Here is a 17,442-nt window from a genome sequence, read left to right as displayed (position 1 = left end):
AGAATATAGTGAAAAGCACATCATATGGTGTGAATCAAAGAGCGGACAGGCTGCGCGGTCAATAAAGCGGGCGGGCCGCATCACACACGCTGGGAGGAAAAGCAGATGAAAGTAGCCATTGCATCGGATCATGGCGGCGTTCACATTCGAAATGAAATCAAAGAGTTAATGGACGAATTGCAAATTGAATATATTGATATGGGCTGTGACTGCGGCAGCGGCTCTGTCGATTATCCGGATTATGCTTTTCCGGTGGCCGAAAAAGTGGTTAGCGGCGAAGTTGACAGAGGCATTTTAATTTGCGGGACAGGCATCGGCATGAGCATTTCCGCTAATAAAGTAAAAGGGATTCGCTGCGCGCTGGCGCACGATACCTTCAGCGCGAAGGCGACGAGGGAGCATAATGACACAAACATCCTTGCGATGGGTGAACGGGTGATCGGACCTGGTTTGGCTCGGGAAATCGCAAAAATCTGGCTGACCACTGAGTTTACCGGGGGAAGACACCAAACGCGTATTGGAAAAATCTCAGATTATGAAGAGAAAAACCTGTAGGGGTGCTGTTTAATGAATGAGTTGAAACAAACGTGGAAGACGATGCTGTCTGAGTTTCAGGACCAAGCGGAATTGAAACAAGATCATCTCTTCGTCCTTGGATGCAGCACGAGCGAAGTGGCCGGCAGCCGGATCGGAACATCGGGCAGTGTAGATATCGCTGAAAGCATCTACAGCGGACTTGCTGAGCTTCGGGAAAAAACGGGAATCCATCTGGCGTTTCAATGCTGCGAGCATTTGAACAGAGCGCTTGTCGTCGAAGCAGAAACAGCCAAGCTGTTCAGGCTTCCAACCGTTTCTGCCGTGCCCGTTCCAAAAGCGGGCGGCGCGATGTCGTCTTATGCGTTTAAGCAGATGAAGTCTCCTGTTCTTGTTGAAACCATTCAGGCTGACGCCGGAATTGATATAGGCGATACGTTTATCGGCATGCATCTGAAGCCGGTGGCTGTCCCTGTGCGTGTCTCTCAAAACAGCCTCGGTTCAGCTCATGTGACATTGGCGCGTACACGTCCGAAACTAATCGGCGGAGTGCGGGCGGTTTATGAGTGCGAATGAAAGGACTGCATAGCCAGTCTTTTCTTTTATTTTAAGACAGTGGAATAAATTCCGAACTTTAAATTAAATTTAAGTTATTAATATTCGTTTTTACCAATAAAAATTTAGATTTTTTAAAAATAATCTTTTACATCGAGCTTAAAAACCATGTACAATAGTGATGGTAAAAACAAAGAACAGGATACGGATAGGAGAGGATCTCGCTGATGAAACATTTACCTGCGCAAGACGAACAAGTGTTTAACGCCATTAAAAATGAGCGTGAACGCCAACAGACTAAGATCGAATTGATTGCTTCTGAGAACTTTGTAAGTGAAGCGGTTATGGAAGCACAAGGATCTGTTTTGACAAATAAATACGCAGAAGGATATCCGGGCAAACGCTACTACGGCGGATGCGAGCACGTCGATGTCGTTGAAGATATCGCTCGTGACCGCGCGAAGGAAATCTTTGGAGCGGAGCATGTAAACGTTCAGCCTCATTCAGGCGCACAAGCAAACATGGCAGTGTACTTCACGATTTTGGAGCAAGGCGATACTGTACTTGGGATGAACCTCTCCCACGGCGGCCATTTAACACACGGAAGCCCAGTCAACTTCAGCGGTGTTCAATATAACTTTGTTGAGTACGGCGTAGATAAAGAAACTCAATATATTGATTACGATGACGTGCGTGAAAAAGCCCTCGCTCATAAACCGAAGCTTATCGTAGCAGGAGCAAGTGCGTATCCTCGTACAATCGACTTTAAGAAATTCCGTGAAATTGCTGATGAAGTCGGCGCTTACTTCATGGTGGATATGGCACATATCGCAGGACTTGTTGCGGCAGGCCTTCATCCAAACCCGGTTCCTTATGCTGATTTCGTTACAACAACAACACATAAAACACTTCGCGGTCCTCGCGGCGGTATGATCCTTTGCCGTGAAGAGTTTGGCAAGAAAATTGATAAATCGATCTTCCCTGGAATTCAAGGCGGCCCGCTAATGCACGTTATTGCCGCAAAAGCTGTTTCATTCGGTGAAGTATTGCAGGACGATTTCAAAACATATGCACAAAACGTCATTTCAAATGCGAAGCGTCTGGCTGAAGCCTTAACGAAAGAGGGTATCCAGCTCGTTTCAGGCGGAACAGACAACCACCTTATCCTTGTTGACCTTCGTTCGCTCGGACTGACTGGTAAGGTTGCGGAGCATGTACTTGATGAAATCGGTATTACGTCTAACAAAAACGCGATTCCATATGATCCTGAAAAACCTTTCGTAACAAGCGGCATCCGTCTTGGTACAGCTGCTGTAACTAGCCGCGGTTTTGACGGAGACGCATTAGAAGAAGTCGGTGCTATCATTGCGCTTGCATTGAAAAACCACGAAGATGAAGGAAAACTTGAAGAAGCAAGACAGCGTGTAGCTGCTCTGACTGATAAGTTTCCTTTATATAAAGAATTAGATTATTAAGATCCTAAAACCCGCTTGGGCTTATGCCCGGCGGGTTTTTTGACGATGTTCTTGAAACTCAATGTCTTTTTTTGTAGAATCAATAGAAGTGTGTAATTGTTGATGGGACAATAAAAAAGGAGCTGAAACACAGTATGGGAAAGGTTTATGTATTTGATCATCCTTTAATTCAGCACAAGCTGACATATATACGGAATGAAAATACAGGTACGAAGGATTTTAGAGAGTTAGTAGATGAAGTGGCTACACTCATGGCATTTGAAATTACCCGCGATCTTCCTCTGGAAGAAGTGGATATCAATACACCGGTTCAGGCTGCGAAATCGAAAGTCATCTCGGGGAAAAAACTCGGAGTGGTTCCTATCCTCAGAGCAGGACTGGGAATGGTTGACGGCATTTTAAAGCTGATTCCTGCGGCAAAAGTGGGACATGTCGGCCTTTACCGTGATCCAGAAACCTTAAAACCCGTGGAATACTATGTCAAGCTTCCTTCTGATGTGGAAGAGCGTGAATTCATCGTGGTTGACCCGATGCTCGCTACAGGCGGTTCCGCAGTTGAAGCCATTCACAGCCTTAAAAAACGCGGTGCGAAAAATATACGTTTCATGTGTCTTGTAGCAGCGCCGGAGGGTGTGGAAGAATTGCAGAAGCATCATTCGGACGTTGATATTTACATTGCGGCGCTAGATGAAAAATTAAACGAAAAAGGTTATATTGTTCCAGGTCTCGGAGATGCGGGTGACCGCATGTTTGGAACAAAATAAAAAATGAAATCCCCAAAAGGGGGTTTCATTTTTTTATCCAGTTTTTTGCTATTCGGTGAATCTGTATACAATTATAGGTGAAAATGTGAACATTCTGTGGAGACGTAAAGTATAAAAAGTTTTTTAACTTTAAACAGATTGACACATGTTAGGGGCTATTGTATGCTAAACGAGGGTATTATGAGAAGGTTTTCATAGCTTTCATTATAGTCCTCATCCTCAATGTAAATCCTCTCAGCAAACCCGTATTATGAGGATTTATTTAAGCGAATGAAACAGCATCCCTGCAAGGCTTGCGGATGAATGATTTTTTCGAACAGGCCCGTTTTGCCGGTCAAAAAAGGTCTTCTACTAAGGGTTAACCGCTGATTTTTGCCGTATCCAAGCTATACATTATTTTTTCATCAGGAGACAGATAATTGATGGACGATCCCAAGCTTACATTTAGCAGACAACGCAAATATTTATTGTTCATTTTGGCAGTGTATGTACTGGGTTATGGTTTAACAGCGTATAAAACCGTTTTTTTAGGCCTTATTCTGGGAACTGTTTTCAGTTTGTTTAATTTTTTACTGCTCGTCAGGAGAATGAATGCTTTTGACAGAGCTGTTGAGAAAGGAAAGTCCATACGATCTCTCGGGAGCGCAGCGCGGTGGTGCAATGCGATTCTTGCTGTGGCTGTTGCCTATAAAAATCCCGAATATTTTCATATGGCAAGTACAGTTATTGGATTAATGACAATATACCCTGTCATTATGATAGATTCCTTTATCCAGCTTAAACGTTCATCAATGGAAGAGAGGTGAAAACCCTTTGAATCATGGTTACAGAACTATAGAATTTCTAGGTCTTACTTTTAATCTGACAAACATTCTGATGATTACTGTGGCGAGTGTGATTGTTTTATTGATTGCTATATTGACGACAAGAACGCTTTCGATCCGTCCCGGAAAAGCCCAGAACTTTATGGAATGGATTGTTGATTTCGTCCGCAATATTATTGGCAGTACAATGGATTTAAAAACAGGGGCTAACTTCTTGGCACTTGGTGTCACATTGCTGATGTACATATTTGTGTCGAATATGCTGGGGCTGCCGTTCTCTATTACAATCGGACATGAGCTCTGGTGGAAGTCTCCGACAGCCGATCCTGCCATTACATTAACGCTAGCCGTGATGGTTGTTGCTTTAACCCACTACTATGGTGTGAAGATGAAAGGGCTCAAGGAATATTCCAAAGACTATTTAAGACCTGTTCCATTCATGCTCCCGATGAAAATCATCGAAGAGTTTGCGAATACGCTGACTCTAGGTTTGCGGCTGTATGGTAACATCTTCGCCGGTGAGATTCTTCTCGGCCTGCTTGCGGGATTAGCAACAAGCCATTATTCGCAAAGCGTGGCTCTCGGTCTTGTCGGTACAATCGGTGCCATTCTGCCGATGCTGGCATGGCAAGCATTCAGTTTATTTATTGGTGCTATCCAGGCATTTATCTTTACAATGCTGACGATGGTGTACATGTCTCATAAAATCAGTCATGATCATTAAAACATTATATCCAAACGGATAACATTTTAAAGGAGGAACTTTTTCATGAATTTAATAGCAGCTGCGATTGCAATTGGTTTAGGCGCACTTGGTGCAGGTATTGGTAACGGTTTGATTGTTTCACGTACGGTAGAGGGGATTGCCCGTCAGCCGGAAGCAGGTAAAGAACTGAGAACTCTTATGTTCATGGGTATCGCATTAGTTGAAGCCCTTCCTATTATCGCTGTCGTTATCGCATTCTTAGCGTTCTTTGGCTAAGCATAAAAGCCTTATATGAACTAAAAATGGCGAAGATCATTCCAAGAGAACCTTCGCCATTGCTTTATGTCTGATAAGCACCCCGCCTTGCCGGCTGAAAAGAGACAAGTGCGGCTGCTGGATCAGCAAAGAAAAACCTGCAGAAGGGAGTTGCCGTAGTAGATGTCTCAATTACCACTTGAACTAGGATTGTCGTTTAACGGCGGAGATATCCTGTTCCAACTGTTAGCTATGTTAATCTTATTAGCGCTTCTGAAGAAATACGCTTTAGGGCCGCTATTAAACATAATGAAACAGCGTGAAGACCACATCGCTGGAGAAATTACGTCTGCTGAAGAAAAAAATAAAGAAGCGCAGCAGCTGATTGAAGAGCAGCGCGTTCTTTTAAAAGAAGCAAGACAGGAATCCCAAACTCTTATCGAAAACGCAAAGAAACTGGGAGAGAAGCAAAAAGAAGAGATTATTCAGGCTGCACGTGCAGAATCTGAACGTCTGAAAGAAGCAGCAAGAACTGAAATCGTGAAGGAAAAAGAACAGGCGGTTTCTGCTCTCCGTGAGCAAGTAGCGTCTCTTTCTGTCATGATTGCGTCGAAAGTGATCGAAAAAGAACTGGATGAACAAGCTCAAGAGAAATTGATCCAGGACTATCTTAAAGAGGTAGGAGAAAGCCGATGAGTGGATCAGCTGTCTCTAAACGATATGCATCAGCTCTTTTTGATATAGCCAATGAGTCGGCTCAGCTGAATCAAGTAGAAGAAGAGCTAACTGTTGTAAAACAAGTATTTCAAAATGAAAAAGCGCTTAATGATGTGTTGAACCATCCGAAGGTGCCGGCTGCGAAGAAAAAAGAGCTGATTCAAAATGCATTTGGCTCTTTGTCACAGCCCGTGCTTAATACGATTTTTCTTTTGATTGACCGCCATCGTGCCGCGATTGTGCCTGAGCTCACAGATGAGTTTATCAAACTCGCAAACGAGGCCCGTCAAACAGAAGACGCAATCGTATATTCAGTGAAACCGCTGACGGATGCGGAAATTTTACCATTATCACAAGTGTTTGCAAAAAAAGCCGGAGTCGCTTCGCTGAGAATCAGAAATGAAGTGCAGACGGATTTAATAGGCGGCATTAAAGTCCGCATTGGAAACCGGATTTATGACGGCAGCGTAAGCGGGAAGCTTCAGCGCATTGAACGTCAATTAGCCGGGGAAAATCGATAGAAGGGGTGAAACCTAAGTGAGCATCAAAGCTGAAGAGATTAGCACGCTGATAAAACAGCAAATACAAAATTATCAATCTGATATTGAAGTTCAAGACGTAGGTACAGTCATCCAAGTCGGTGACGGTATTGCACGTGTGCACGGCCTTGACAACTGTATGGCCGGTGAACTTGTCGAATTTTCAAACGGTGTTTTGGGTATGGCTCAAAACCTTGAAGAATCAAACGTAGGTATCGTCATCTTAGGACCTTTCAGTGAGATCCGTGAGGGAGACGAAGTAAAAAGAACAGGCCGCATCATGGAGGTTCCTGTTGGTGAAGAGTTAATCGGCCGTATTGTAAATCCGTTAGGCCAGCCGGTAGACGGACTTGGCCCGATCCTTACAAGCAAAACTCGCCCGATTGAAAGCCCTGCACCAGGCGTTATGGACCGTAAATCCGTTCATGAACCGCTTCAAACCGGTATCAAAGCAATTGATGCACTGATTCCAATCGGCCGCGGCCAGCGTGAGCTGATCATCGGTGACCGTCAAACAGGTAAAACATCTGTTGCGATCGATGCGATCCTGAACCAAAAAGACCAAGACATGATCTGCGTATATGTTGCGATCGGTCAAAAAGAATCAACAGTCCGCGGCGTAGTAGAAACATTGCGTAAACACGGCGCGCTTGATTATACAATTGTTGTAACGGCGTCTGCGTCACAGCCGGCACCGCTTCTGTACCTGGCACCGTATGCTGGGGTTACAATGGCAGAAGAATTTATGTACAGCGGCAAGCACGTTCTTGTTGTATACGATGATCTTTCTAAACAAGCGGCTGCTTACCGTGAGCTGTCCTTGCTTCTTCGCCGTCCGCCAGGCCGTGAAGCGTTCCCTGGGGATGTATTCTATCTTCATTCCCGTCTGCTTGAGCGTGCAGCAAAGCTTAGCGACGCGAAAGGCGCAGGATCAATTACAGCTCTGCCGTTCGTAGAAACACAAGCCGGAGATATCTCTGCTTATATTCCGACGAACGTCATTTCCATCACTGACGGACAGATCTTCCTGCAATCTGATTTGTTCTTCTCAGGCGTACGTCCAGCGATCAACGCCGGATTGTCTGTATCCCGTGTCGGCGGCTCAGCGCAAATCAAAGCGATGAAAAAAGTATCAGGTACTTTGCGTCTTGACCTTGCGTCATACCGTGAGCTGGAAGCATTCGCTCAATTCGGTTCTGACCTCGACCAAGCGACTCAGGCAAAACTGAACCGCGGTGCGCGTACAGTTGAAGTGCTGAAGCAGGATCTGAACAAGCCGCTTCCGGTTGAAAAGCAAGTAGCCATTCTTTATGCGCTGACAAAAGGATATCTCGATGATATTCCTGTGGCGGATATCAGACGTTTTGAAGAAGAGTACTACATGTACCTTGACCAAAACCATAAAGACCTGCTTGACGGAATTGCGAAAACAGGAAACCTTCCTGCTGATGAAGACTTCAAAGCTGCACTCGAAGGCTTCAAACGCACATTTGCACCAAGCAACTAACTCGAATGCTGATGAGAGAAAAAGGTTCTCTTTTTCTCTCTTTTTACGCAGATGAAGAGAAAAGGTGGTGAAATCTTTGGCCTCATTACGCGATATTAAGTCAAGGATCACGTCAACGAAAAAAACAAGTCAGATTACAAAAGCCATGCAGATGGTATCTGCGGCTAAGCTGAATCGTGCTGAAAACAATGCAAAATCATTTGTGCCATATATGGATAAAATCCAAGAGGTTGTGTCAAACGTCGGAAGAGTTTCCGGCAACGTGAAGCACCCGATGCTTCTCAGCAGAGAAGTGAAAAAAACGGCATACCTTGTCATTACGTCTGACCGCGGTCTTGCCGGCGCTTTTAACAGTTCGGTTTTACGGAGTGCTTATCAGGCCATGCAAGAACGCCATCAGTCTAAGGATGAGTATGCGGTGATTGCCATCGGAAGAGTGGGCCGTGATTTCTTTAAGAAACGTGAGATTCCCATCATTTCCGAGTTAACAGGACTTGGGGATGAAGTAACGTTTACAGAAATTAAAGATCTTGCCCGTCAAACGATCCAAATGTTTATAGACGGTGCGTTTGATGAATTGCACCTTGTTTATAACCATTTTGTCAGCGCCATAACTCAAGAAGTAACGGAGAAAAAACTTCTGCCGTTATCTGATTTGGGCAGCGGCGGCGGAAAAAGAACGGCGTCTTATGAATTTGAACCATCTGAAGAGGAGGTTCTGGAGGTTTTGCTTCCTCAATATGCAGAAAGCTTAATCTTCGGTGCGCTTCTTGACAGTAAAGCAAGCGAGCACGCTGCAAGAATGACGGCGATGAAAAATGCGACAGACAACGCGAAGGAACTTATCGATTCACTTTCGCTTTCTTACAACCGCGCTCGCCAAGCAGCCATCACACAAGAAATTACGGAAATTGTCGGCGGAGCAGCCGCTTTAGAATAGAAAGATTTTGTCAGGAGGGATAGCGATGAAGAAAGGACGCGTTAGCCAGGTATTAGGACCGGTCGTCGACGTGCGTTTTGAAGACGGTCACTTGCCTGAAATTTATAATGCGATTAAAATTTCACAGCCAGCTGCAAGTGAAAACGAAGTAGGTATTGATTTGACGCTTGAGGTCGCTCTTCATTTAGGTGATGATACAGTCCGTACAATCGCAATGGCATCTACGGATGGTGTTCAGCGCGGTATGGAAGCTGTAGATACAGGAGCGCCAATCTCAGTACCGGTTGGTGATGTAACACTTGGACGTGTATTTAACGTTCTCGGAGAAAATATTGATTTGAATGAGCCGGTTCCTGCGGATGCGAAAAAGGATCCGATTCACAGACAGGCGCCTTCATTCGATCAGCTTTCAACAGAAGTTGAAATTCTTGAAACAGGTATTAAAGTTGTTGATTTGCTTGCTCCTTACATTAAGGGCGGTAAAATCGGATTGTTCGGTGGTGCCGGTGTAGGTAAAACCGTATTGATCCAGGAATTAATCAACAACATCGCGCAAGAGCACGGCGGTATCTCTGTATTCGCCGGCGTAGGAGAGCGTACTCGTGAAGGGAACGACCTTTTCTACGAAATGAGTGACTCTGGTGTAATCAACAAAACAGCCATGGTATTCGGACAAATGAACGAGCCGCCGGGCGCACGTATGCGTGTTGCTTTGACAGGCCTTACAATGGCTGAGCACTTCCGTGATGTACAAGGACAGGACGTACTGTTCTTCATCGATAACATTTTCCGTTTCACACAAGCGGGTTCAGAGGTTTCAGCCCTTCTTGGCCGTATGCCTTCAGCGGTTGGTTATCAGCCGACGCTTGCAACTGAGATGGGTCAGCTCCAAGAGCGTATCACGTCTACGAACGTTGGATCAGTTACATCTATCCAGGCGATCTACGTGCCTGCCGATGACTACACTGACCCGGCGCCGGCGACAACGTTCGCTCACTTGGATGCGACAACAAACCTTGAGCGTAAATTAACTGAAATGGGTATTTACCCTGCGGTTGATCCGTTGGCATCTACATCACGCGCCCTTGCTCCTGAAATTGTCGGAGAAGAGCATTATGCGGTTGCACGTGAAGTACAGTCAACGCTTCAGCGTTACAAAGAGCTTCAAGATATCATTGCGATTCTCGGTATGGATGAATTAGGCGAGGAAGACAAACTTGTCGTTCACCGCGCACGCCGTATCCAGTTCTTCCTTTCTCAGAACTTCCACGTGGCTGAACAGTTCACTGGACAAAAAGGTTCTTACGTGCCTGTAAAAGAGACGGTACAAGGCTTCAAAGAAATCTTAGCCGGTAAATACGACCATCTTCCAGAAGATGCGTTCCGTCTTGTAGGCCGTATCGAAGAAGTTGTTGAGAAAGCAAAAGAAATGGGTGTAGAAGTTTAATCTGGTCCTAGGAGGGTAAAAGCATGAAGACCGTTAAAGTCAATATCGTTACTCCCGACGGCCCAGTATACGATGCGGATATCGAAATGGTGAGTGTGAGAGCCGAAAGCGGCGATCTCGGTATTTTGCCAGGCCATATTCCAACCGTGGCTCCTCTTAAAATCGGCGCTGTCCGTCTGAAAAAAGACGGGCAGACTGAAATGGTTGCCGTCAGCGGCGGATTTGTCGAAGTCCGTCCTGATCATGTCACCATCCTTGCCCAGGCTGCCGAGACAGCAGAAGGCATCGATAAAGAGCGCGCTGAAGCTGCACGCCAGCGGGCGCAGGAGCGTTTGAATACTCAATCAGATGATACTGACATTCGTCGGGCTGAGCTTGCGTTACAGCGGGCTTTGAACAGATTGGATGTAGCAGGGAAATAAGAAAAAATCCTTCTCTTTATGAGAAGGATTTTTTTATGAACGCACAAGAGAATCAAACAGCGATAACAGCGGGCGATCCTCTTTTGGACGCAGGTATAAACCATCACAGGCATTCATTGTATGCCACAATTTGCGCTGTCTTCTAAAGCCAAGTGTATAAGCGCCGTCTTTATAGGGATAAGGTTTTACAACCCATTCAGCATCTTCATGGCGGGCAATCACGCAATCTATAAGATAAACACTGATCATTTTCTCGAATTCTTCAATAGGAAGATTCCAATCAGCAAGCAAAAGCTCTTGTATACTTTGAAAATAAAGGTTTTCAAGCTCTTCAAGGCTTTCTCTCGTATAGGTAAGAGAAATGTTAAAAAACTGACACAATTCATTCAGTTCTTCAATCTGTGACTGTCTATAATCATAATAGAATGCAATTGCTTCCCATTCCTGATCAAAAATTGGCAGGTCCTCACCATATTGCTTTTCAGGCTGAAAAAAAAGAATGATTCACATTTGCCAGCTCCTTTCCAATAAAGTATACCATGTAAAAGAATCGCACTTTAAGCGGGGATTAGCCCTAGATTTGGCTGATTATTCCGTTCTGTATAAAATGTATCATCTTTATCTGTGCTTCTTATATAATAAGAAAGGGTATGAACGCAGAGAAAGGAGTGTAATAGATGAGTGTATTGGGACAGCAGGCTGCAATCGGCATTGTCGTTCACCTGATTTTTATAGCAGTGACTTGGTGGGCGTTGCAAGCCGTCAATATAGATCCGTTAATCAAAAAAGGCAAAGTCGTGCAGGCAAGACTCCTGATGATTTTGCTGACAATCGCCATTGGAACGGCCGTTGCCAATTTCTTTTTAGATTATCTCAATTATTCACAGCAGCTTCCCTATCTATTTTAATAGGTTTTGAACATTATTATCATTAAATGGTTGGGAGAAGCGGGTTGAAGCGAATAGCTCGAGTTTTGACGAAGATTTTTACGTATGGCGCCTCTTGCCTCCGGTAAAACTGGGGATAAGGGGGAGAGATGAACATGAAGAAAAAACAAGTAAGCCACGCTATTATCATTTCCGTCATGTTAAGCTTCGTCATTGCTGTTTTCCATACCATTCATGCGAGTGAATTAACGCCGTTAGCACAGATGGCAGAGGGGATGGAACGCCAAGATGTGTCAATAGATAAGTGGACATTGCATGCAAAACAAAACATGTCACTGACCGAAAAAGAATTTTATCAAAAAGTGCAACGTTTAAAATCAGAGTATCGTCAATATGATTGGACGATTGCACAGGAAGATAAAGTCGTAAAGGCAATTGGCACATATACTGACAAAAAAAATCGTACTTCTTTTAGACTGCAGCTTGTCACAACCCTCAAAAAACACAATCCAACTTCGTATTTATTATATGAGCAAATGAGTCTAGAGACACCGGATAGCTGGAATGATACATATGAACAGTTTGAACGGGAGACACTTGGGATATTCCAAGAAAAAGTAGTTATTTTTACTTGTCTAAATGGTCACTTAGATGATAATATGAATATTGTTTTGCAAAAAAAAGCAAATCAGTTATTAAATGAATTTCAAGCAAGATCAGTAGAACATGTAGTTGAGCCAAATTTCGTTTCTATTTCTGCGTTTACAGATGAGTGGGAAGAGTACATTATGACCTCGAAACATAAAATGAATTTGCAAATTGCACTTAGAAGTGCAGGAATGGGCGGAAAACATACCGTTACGGTTGGCACACCAATCGTTACGACTGAATATTAATATAGAGAATTTAGGGACGCGGAGGGGAATACCTTGGAAAAAATCATCGTCCGCGGCGGTCAGAAGTTAAACGGCACAGTCAAAGTTGAAGGCGCTAAAAATGCCGTTTTACCTGTTATCGCTGCATCTTTATTAGCAAGTGAAGAAAAAAGCGTAATTTGTGATGTACCTACGCTCTCCGATGTATATACAATTAACGAAGTGTTGCGTCATTTAGGAGCAGATGTGCATTTTGAAAATAATGAAGTGACTGTAAATGCTTCATACGCTTTGCAAACTGAAGCACCTTTTGAATATGTTCGTAAAATGCGTGCGTCTGTGCTTGTCATGGGGCCGCTTCTTGCGCGTACAGGTCATGCAAGAGTTGCACTTCCGGGCGGATGCGCAATTGGTTCCAGACCGATTGATCAGCATTTAAAAGGTTTTGAAGCAATGGGCGCAGAAATCAAAGTCGGTAATGGCTTCATTGAAGCTGAAGTAAAAGGCCGACTGCAAGGCGCAAAAATTTATTTGGACTTTCCAAGTGTAGGAGCTACAGAGAACCTGATTATGGCAGCCGCTCTAGCTGAAGGAACAACAACGCTGGAAAACGTGGCAAAAGAACCCGAAATCGTTGATTTAGCAAACTATATCAACGGCATGGGCGGAAAAATCCGCGGAGCTGGCACCGGCACCATCAAAATTGAAGGAGTCGAAAAGCTTCACGGTGTAAAACACCATATTATTCCTGACCGTATTGAAGCGGGCACATTTATGGTTGCTGCTGCAATCACTGAAGGAAACGTATTAGTAAAAGGAGCGGTTCCTGAGCACCTCACCTCTTTAATTGCAAAAATGGAAGAGATGGGTGTAACAATTAAGGATGAAGGTGAAGGTCTGCGTGTCATCGGCCCGAAAGAACTTAAACCGATTGACATCAAAACAATGCCTCACCCGGGCTTCCCGACTGATATGCAGTCACAAATGATGGCGCTTCTGCTTCGTGCAAGCGGCACAAGCATGATTACAGAAACCGTTTTTGAAAACCGTTTTATGCATGCGGAAGAATTCCGCCGTATGAATGGTGATATCAAGATTGAAGGACGTTCTGTCATCATTAACGGTCCTGTACAGCTTCAGGGAGCTGAAGTTGCAGCGACTGATTTGCGTGCAGGTGCAGCGCTGATTCTTGCGGGGTTAGTGGCTGAAGGTCACACACGTGTTACTGAATTGAAGCACTTAGACCGCGGTTACGTTGATTTCCATCAGAAGCTTGCCGCTCTGGGCGCAGACATCGAACGTGTAAATGATGAGTCTGCTTCTGAGCAAGAGAATAAAGAAGTCGTTTCTGACTTAAATGCATAAACTTACTTGAAAATCAGTATGTCACTCTGGCATACTGGTTTTTTATTTTTTGTGTATTATCATCATTATGCGCAAAATAGCAAAAAAGAATACGTAAATGACAAATAAAGTTTCTGTCCAAAACGAGAGTCATATTAGCTTGTCCCTGCCCATAGACTAGACTAGAGTCGAATCCCGAGCAGGAGGCAGCTGAATATGAAACAATTCGCAATCACACTATCCGTACTATGTGCATTGATTCTCTTGGTTCCCACACTCTTGGTTATACCATTCCAGCATAATAAGGAAGCGGGGGCCAGCGTAGAATCAGAAAAGACAGCAGTCAGCACGAAACCAGCATCGAAAGGAGCAGAAACATTGAAAGCATCACCTGTTTCTATTCCCGTCTATCGAACCGCAAATCAATCCGTAGAAGACATTCCGCTTGAAGAGTATGTGATTGGAGTCGTCGCCTCCGAAATGCCGGCAACCTTTGAATCTGAAGCACTGAAAGCCCAAGCCCTCGCCGCCAGAACATTTATTGTCAGACTGATGGTGTCGAATTCAGCGGTTGAGGCTCCTAAAGGCTCATTGGTGGATGATACACAGATGTTCCAGGTGTATAAAAACAAAGCGGAGCTGAAAAAACAGTGGGGCACAAGCTATGAGACAAAACTGAAGAAAATCACAGCTGCGGTAGCCAGTACGCAAGGCAAAATCTTAACGTACAACAACCAGCCGATTGAAGCCTCCTTTTTCTCCACAAGCAACGGCTACACAGAGAATGCAGAAGCTTATTGGACAAGTGCTATCCCATATTTAAAAAGCGTCAAAAGCCCTTGGGATAAAAAGTCTCCAAAATATATGGCAACGAAAACCTTTACAGCGGCAGAATTTCAGCAAAAGCTTGGCGTCAAGCTGGATGGATCTAGCGCAGTAGGGAAGATTACCGGCGAGACACCGGGCCACCAGGTCGCAACTGCCGTCATTAACGGCAAGACGCTGAAAGGAAGAGACATACGTGAAAAGCTGGGTCTCAACTCCGCCGATTTTGAATGGAAGCGGAATGGAGACACAATTACAGTCACGACGAGAGGATTTGGCCACGGTGTGGGGATGAGCCAATACGGAGCGAATTTTATGGCCAAAGAAGGCAAAACGGTTGATGACATTGTAAAGTACTATTACCAAGGCACACAAATTTCTGAGGCAGATGCGTTTTTGAATAAATATATGGCGAAAAAGTAGAAAAAGACGCTCATTGGGCGTCTTTTTCTGTTCCTGAATATCTTTTATCTAAGAGCAGCTGAAACGGTTTAGAGGAGCTTCTGACCGTCTTTAAGGATCAGTCCTTTTTTCCTGATTTCAGGCTTTGAGATTGTGGTAAAGTCATCCACATTTGTCGACAGACTTCGACAGACTCATATAACGAAAGCCGAAAGGCGGACAATCTTCTCTTTTCATAGGGGCGTTAGGTGGAAATCACTAATAAAAACATAGGTTTCTATGCAAAAGTAAACAACAGCAATGGGGAAGCCCGCCCTATTTATTTCTCGGTTTTTGTTGATTACGATAGATTATGTTCAGCGTTGAACATCTGCACGCAGAAACAAATTGGTAAAGGGGTACGAACATGAAGAAAAGATTTTCACTGATCATGATGACAGGATTGCTTTTTGGATTAACTTCACCTGCTTTTGCAGCTGAAAAGACAGAAACGGAGGCTAAAGCGCCGGCGAACGTGGCGGTCTTGCTTGATGCCAGCGGAAGTATGGCGAAAAGAATAGACGGTGTATCTAAATTTAATTCAGCCAAAAAAGAAATTTCAAAGTTTGCGAGCTCACTGCCAGAAGGAACTCAGGTGAAAATGAGCGTGTTTGGCTCTGAAGGAAACAATAAAAATTCCGGAAAAGTTCAGTCATGTGAAGCCATTCGCAACGTATACGGCTTCCAAAGCTTTAACGAGCAAAGCTTCCTCAATTCTCTCAATACAATTGGGCCGACTGGCTGGACGCCAATTGCCAAAGCGCTGAACGAGGCGAAATCTTCTTTTGACCAGCTTGATGCAAAAGGGGAAAAAGTGGTGTATCTGTTGACAGACGGTGAGGAAACGTGCGGAGGAAACCCGATTAAAACAGCAAAGGAACTGCAAAAAGACAATATCACTGTTAATGTGATCGGCTTTGATTATAAAGAGGGATACAAAGGCCAGCTGAACGCAATTGCGAAAGTAGGCGGCGGTGAATACTTCCCGGCTTATACCCAAAAAGATGTTGAGAAAATTTTCACTCAGCAATCACTAATGTTATCTAAATAAGAAAAAAGAGGCTGGTGATGGTCAGCCTCTTTTTGTATGTAACAAAAACTTCAAAACTAATTAGCTGTCTGCCTGTAGCATAGTAGCAGATTTCCGTTTTTCTGTCATAATCAAGGCGAAAAAAGAATGAATGATCACACAATCTGTTTATGCTTTCTGGGTGGAAATGGCTAAAAATGAACGGCATTTCAAGCGATTTTGGACAGATCGTGAAAGCAGCACAAAAGGCAGCATGTCCTATATCTTTTTGCATTTTCGTATTCTAGCATAAAGAAGAATCCAACATATAGTTGGAAAATATGAAAAAGAAAGGAAGTAATCATATGAAAAAGTTGCTGGCTGCCGGTATCATTGGATTGTTGACTGTTTCCATTGCCTCCCCGTCTTTTGCCGCTGAGAAACAGGCTGATACAAATGTAGCTGTTTTGTTTGACGGAAGCGGAAGCATGGTTCAAAAAACAGGAGGAGAGCGCAAAATAGACATTGCCAAAAAATCAGTAAAATCTTTTGCCGAACTTCTTCCGAAGGATACAAATCTTATGCTTCGCGTTTTCGGGCATGCAGGGAACAATAAACTGTCCGGTAAAGCCCTTTCGTGCAGTACAACGGAAACCATTTACGGCCTTCATCCATATGAAGGGTCTCTGTTTGACAATTCATTGAGTGAGCTCAAGCCGACTGGATGGACACCGATTGCCAAAGCACTTGCAGACACAAGAAAAGAATTTGAAGCATTTGACGCAGACGGGAAAAACGTGGTGTATTTAATCACTGACGGTGAAGAAACGTGCGGCGGAGACCCTGCGGCAGAAATCGAAAAGCTCCGTGCATCAAATGTGGATACGATTGTAAACATCATTGGCTTCAACTTTGATGTCAAGGGTAATGAAGAGATGAAACAAGCAGCTGTCGCTGGCGGCGGAGAATATATTTCAGCGAACAGTGCGGATGAGTTCGAACAGGCTTGGGAAAAAGAAGCACAAAAATTTACTGAGTAAGGAACCTAAAGATCAGGCGCTCCCCCAGGCGCCTTTTTTTATTGGTTTAAAAACAGTTTGGGCGGGAATGATACCCTAAAAAGGGGTTGAACATATGAAATTATTCGGAATGATTTTTCTTATAGCCACCGTTGCATTCATATTGCTTGGTGTTCTTCTAAAACTGGCAGCCTTCTTTTTTGTCAGCATTCTCACCTTGATCGCAGCTATTGTGCTGTTTACGGTTCTGAAAAAGAATCAGCATAATCAAACATAGAGTCCTTTATACAGAGGTGTCTCAGCGTGTCGACAAACCCCGCGTTCGTTGTCAATGCACATTGGTGCTCACGTGTTATA

The 17,442-nt window shown here is 44.2% G+C and carries 21 protein-coding genes and 1 pseudogene; 21 read left to right on the top strand and 1 reads right to left on the bottom strand.

The features are described from left to right. Nucleotides 1-105 precede the first annotated feature (105 nt). The 13 genes from rpiB to AC0OMU_RS19645 all read left to right on the top strand — a co-directional run bounded on the left by rpiB (nt 106) and on the right by AC0OMU_RS19645 (nt 10,685). Entirely contained in the window at nt 106-555 is a 450-nt protein-coding gene (gene rpiB, locus AC0OMU_RS19705) for a ribose 5-phosphate isomerase B (protein ID WP_003221910.1), read from the top strand. A 12-nt stretch (nt 556-567) separates the two neighbouring features. Beyond that, nucleotides 568-1,110, top strand: a complete 543-nt coding sequence (locus AC0OMU_RS19700) for a TIGR01440 family protein (protein ID WP_181220256.1) — start codon at nt 568-570, stop codon at nt 1,108-1,110. Nucleotides 1,111-1,316: 206 nt separating this feature from the next. After that, nucleotides 1,317-2,564, top strand: coding sequence for a serine hydroxymethyltransferase (gene glyA / locus AC0OMU_RS19695; RefSeq protein WP_003227669.1), 1,248 nt, complete (start codon nt 1,317-1,319; stop codon nt 2,562-2,564). 134 nt (nt 2,565-2,698) lie between these two features. Beyond that, the gene (gene upp, locus AC0OMU_RS19690) at nt 2,699-3,328 is read left to right on the top strand and encodes a uracil phosphoribosyltransferase (protein ID WP_003227670.1); all 630 of its coding nucleotides are present in this window, start codon (nt 2,699-2,701) and stop codon (nt 3,326-3,328) included. Between the two features lie 422 nt (nt 3,329-3,750). Beyond that, complete coding sequence (gene atpI, locus AC0OMU_RS19685) at nt 3,751-4,134, top strand: ATP synthase subunit I (RefSeq protein ID WP_003243159.1); 384 nt, start codon at nt 3,751-3,753, stop codon at nt 4,132-4,134. Nucleotides 4,135-4,141: 7 nt separating this feature from the next. Next, entirely contained in the window at nt 4,142-4,876 is a 735-nt protein-coding gene (atpB, locus tag AC0OMU_RS19680; protein ID WP_003242621.1) for a F0F1 ATP synthase subunit A, read from the top strand. A 45-nt stretch (nt 4,877-4,921) separates the two neighbouring features. Next, nucleotides 4,922-5,134 (top strand): F0F1 ATP synthase subunit C, encoded by a 213-nt coding sequence (gene atpE / locus AC0OMU_RS19675; protein WP_003151167.1) that lies wholly within the window; start codon nt 4,922-4,924, stop codon nt 5,132-5,134. 162 nt (nt 5,135-5,296) lie between these two features. Then, nucleotides 5,297-5,809, top strand: coding sequence for a F0F1 ATP synthase subunit B (atpF, locus tag AC0OMU_RS19670; RefSeq protein WP_003244051.1), 513 nt, complete (start codon nt 5,297-5,299; stop codon nt 5,807-5,809). Then, complete coding sequence (locus AC0OMU_RS19665; protein WP_015384896.1) at nt 5,806-6,351, top strand: F0F1 ATP synthase subunit delta; 546 nt, start codon at nt 5,806-5,808, stop codon at nt 6,349-6,351. Before atpF ends, AC0OMU_RS19665 begins: the two co-directional genes overlap by 4 nt. Nucleotides 6,352-6,367: 16 nt before the next feature. Then, nucleotides 6,368-7,876 carry a F0F1 ATP synthase subunit alpha gene (atpA, locus tag AC0OMU_RS19660; RefSeq protein WP_015384895.1) on the top strand — a complete coding sequence of 503 codons (1,509 nt, stop codon included), beginning with the start codon at nt 6,368-6,370 and terminating at the stop codon, nt 7,874-7,876. Nucleotides 7,877-7,952: 76 nt separating this feature from the next. Beyond that, nucleotides 7,953-8,816, top strand: a complete 864-nt coding sequence (gene atpG / locus AC0OMU_RS19655) for an ATP synthase F1 subunit gamma (RefSeq protein WP_003244388.1) — start codon at nt 7,953-7,955, stop codon at nt 8,814-8,816. A gap of 25 nt (nt 8,817-8,841) precedes the next feature. Further along, nucleotides 8,842-10,263, top strand: a complete 1,422-nt coding sequence (gene atpD / locus AC0OMU_RS19650; protein WP_003227686.1) for a F0F1 ATP synthase subunit beta — start codon at nt 8,842-8,844, stop codon at nt 10,261-10,263. Nucleotides 10,264-10,286: 23 nt separating this feature from the next. Further along, the gene (locus AC0OMU_RS19645) at nt 10,287-10,685 is read left to right on the top strand and encodes a F0F1 ATP synthase subunit epsilon (protein WP_015483819.1); all 399 of its coding nucleotides are present in this window, start codon (nt 10,287-10,289) and stop codon (nt 10,683-10,685) included. A gap of 33 nt (nt 10,686-10,718) precedes the next feature. On the opposite strand, the pseudogene AC0OMU_RS19640 reads toward AC0OMU_RS19645, so the two are convergent. Continuing rightward, nucleotides 10,719-11,193, bottom strand: a pseudogene (locus tag AC0OMU_RS19640) (hypothetical protein). A 169-nt stretch (nt 11,194-11,362) separates the two neighbouring features. Here AC0OMU_RS19640 and AC0OMU_RS19635 point away from each other — a divergent pair. The 8 genes from AC0OMU_RS19635 (at nt 11,363) to AC0OMU_RS19600 (ending at nt 17,362) form a co-directional block, all read left to right on the top strand. Further along, on the top strand, nt 11,363-11,593 hold the full coding sequence (locus AC0OMU_RS19635) for a DUF1146 family protein (RefSeq protein WP_003227691.1): 231 nt from the start codon (nt 11,363-11,365) through the stop codon (nt 11,591-11,593). Nucleotides 11,594-11,727: 134 nt separating this feature from the next. Further along, the gene (locus AC0OMU_RS19630; protein ID WP_019712590.1) at nt 11,728-12,468 is read left to right on the top strand and encodes a YwmB family TATA-box binding protein; all 741 of its coding nucleotides are present in this window, start codon (nt 11,728-11,730) and stop codon (nt 12,466-12,468) included. Nucleotides 12,469-12,501: 33 nt separating this feature from the next. Then, on the top strand, nt 12,502-13,812 hold the full coding sequence (murA, locus tag AC0OMU_RS19625; RefSeq protein WP_003227695.1) for a UDP-N-acetylglucosamine 1-carboxyvinyltransferase: 1,311 nt from the start codon (nt 12,502-12,504) through the stop codon (nt 13,810-13,812). 195 nt (nt 13,813-14,007) lie between these two features. After that, the gene (spoIID, locus tag AC0OMU_RS19620; protein WP_015384888.1) at nt 14,008-15,039 is read left to right on the top strand and encodes a stage II sporulation protein D; all 1,032 of its coding nucleotides are present in this window, start codon (nt 14,008-14,010) and stop codon (nt 15,037-15,039) included. Between the two features lie 385 nt (nt 15,040-15,424). Beyond that, nucleotides 15,425-16,108, top strand: coding sequence for a vWA domain-containing protein (locus AC0OMU_RS19615; RefSeq protein ID WP_003227700.1), 684 nt, complete (start codon nt 15,425-15,427; stop codon nt 16,106-16,108). A gap of 130 nt (nt 16,109-16,238) precedes the next feature. Further along, nucleotides 16,239-16,379, top strand: a complete 141-nt coding sequence (locus AC0OMU_RS19610; RefSeq protein ID WP_015384887.1) for a hypothetical protein — start codon at nt 16,239-16,241, stop codon at nt 16,377-16,379. A gap of 52 nt (nt 16,380-16,431) precedes the next feature. Continuing rightward, nucleotides 16,432-17,106, top strand: a complete 675-nt coding sequence (locus AC0OMU_RS19605) for a vWA domain-containing protein (RefSeq protein WP_003243553.1) — start codon at nt 16,432-16,434, stop codon at nt 17,104-17,106. A gap of 94 nt (nt 17,107-17,200) precedes the next feature. After that, nucleotides 17,201-17,362 (top strand): hypothetical protein, encoded by a 162-nt coding sequence (locus AC0OMU_RS19600; RefSeq protein ID WP_003227706.1) that lies wholly within the window; start codon nt 17,201-17,203, stop codon nt 17,360-17,362. The last annotated feature ends 80 nt before the right edge of the window (nt 17,363-17,442 follow it).

The sequence above is a fragment of the Bacillus sp. FAU18 genome (assembly GCF_056033885.1).
Note: the sequence above shows the minus strand (reverse complement) of the source record. Positions and strands in the feature narration are given on the sequence as shown.

Excerpts from the sequence above, each read along its gene's own strand:
- upp (WP_003227670.1), top strand. The coding sequence starts at position 2,699 with ATGGGAAAGGTTTATGTATTTGATCATCCTTTAATTCAGCACAAGCTG.
- AC0OMU_RS19630 (WP_019712590.1), top strand. The coding sequence starts at position 11,728 with ATGAAGAAAAAACAAGTAAGCCACGCTATTATCATTTCCGTCATGTTA.
- atpF (WP_003244051.1), top strand. The coding sequence starts at position 5,297 with ATGTCTCAATTACCACTTGAACTAGGATTGTCGTTTAACGGCGGAGAT.
- AC0OMU_RS19610 (WP_015384887.1), top strand. The coding sequence starts at position 16,239 with ATGATCACACAATCTGTTTATGCTTTCTGGGTGGAAATGGCTAAAAAT.
- glyA (WP_003227669.1), top strand. The coding sequence starts at position 1,317 with ATGAAACATTTACCTGCGCAAGACGAACAAGTGTTTAACGCCATTAAA.
- rpiB (WP_003221910.1), top strand. The coding sequence starts at position 106 with ATGAAAGTAGCCATTGCATCGGATCATGGCGGCGTTCACATTCGAAAT.
- AC0OMU_RS19700 (WP_181220256.1), top strand. The coding sequence starts at position 568 with ATGAATGAGTTGAAACAAACGTGGAAGACGATGCTGTCTGAGTTTCAG.
- AC0OMU_RS19615 (WP_003227700.1), top strand. The coding sequence starts at position 15,425 with ATGAAGAAAAGATTTTCACTGATCATGATGACAGGATTGCTTTTTGGA.
- AC0OMU_RS19600 (WP_003227706.1), top strand. The coding sequence starts at position 17,201 with ATGAAATTATTCGGAATGATTTTTCTTATAGCCACCGTTGCATTCATA.
- AC0OMU_RS19635 (WP_003227691.1), top strand. The coding sequence starts at position 11,363 with ATGAGTGTATTGGGACAGCAGGCTGCAATCGGCATTGTCGTTCACCTG.
- AC0OMU_RS19665 (WP_015384896.1), top strand. The coding sequence starts at position 5,806 with ATGAGTGGATCAGCTGTCTCTAAACGATATGCATCAGCTCTTTTTGAT.
- atpI (WP_003243159.1), top strand. The coding sequence starts at position 3,751 with ATGGACGATCCCAAGCTTACATTTAGCAGACAACGCAAATATTTATTG.
- AC0OMU_RS19645 (WP_015483819.1), top strand. The coding sequence starts at position 10,287 with ATGAAGACCGTTAAAGTCAATATCGTTACTCCCGACGGCCCAGTATAC.
- AC0OMU_RS19605 (WP_003243553.1), top strand. The coding sequence starts at position 16,432 with ATGAAAAAGTTGCTGGCTGCCGGTATCATTGGATTGTTGACTGTTTCC.
- atpE (WP_003151167.1), top strand. The coding sequence starts at position 4,922 with ATGAATTTAATAGCAGCTGCGATTGCAATTGGTTTAGGCGCACTTGGT.
- spoIID (WP_015384888.1), top strand. The coding sequence starts at position 14,008 with ATGAAACAATTCGCAATCACACTATCCGTACTATGTGCATTGATTCTC.
- atpD (WP_003227686.1), top strand. The coding sequence starts at position 8,842 with ATGAAGAAAGGACGCGTTAGCCAGGTATTAGGACCGGTCGTCGACGTG.